Here is a 269-nt window from a genome sequence, read left to right as displayed (position 1 = left end):
TGACGAAGAGATCATCCGCGCCTCGCGCCGGCGCAACGACACCCTGCCGATGGGCACCACCGTGGTCGCCGCACGCGTGCAGGGCAATCGCTATGAAGTGGCATGGGTCGGTGACAGCCGCGCCTATCTGTGGCGTGACGAAGGCTTCTGGCTGCTGCCGCCGGTGATGCTGCTGGCATTGCTGGCCTTCCGCCGTCGTGCGCTGCTGGCCGCGGTGCTCGCGGTCGGCCTCGTGCCATGGATGAATCACGCGCAGGCGCAGGCACCTG

Annotated in this window: 1 pseudogene; it reads left to right on the top strand. The window is 68.4% G+C overall.

Annotated elements, in window-relative coordinates:
- Positions 1 to 269, top strand: a pseudogene (locus ABGA94_RS07690) (hypothetical protein); the annotation flags it as partial.

The organism is Stenotrophomonas sp. 3diitr2024 (assembly GCF_042136455.1).
GTDB classification, from domain to species: Bacteria; Pseudomonadota; Gammaproteobacteria; order Xanthomonadales; family Xanthomonadaceae; genus Stenotrophomonas; species Stenotrophomonas sepilia.
Note: the sequence above shows the minus strand (reverse complement) of the source record. Positions and strands in the feature narration are given on the sequence as shown.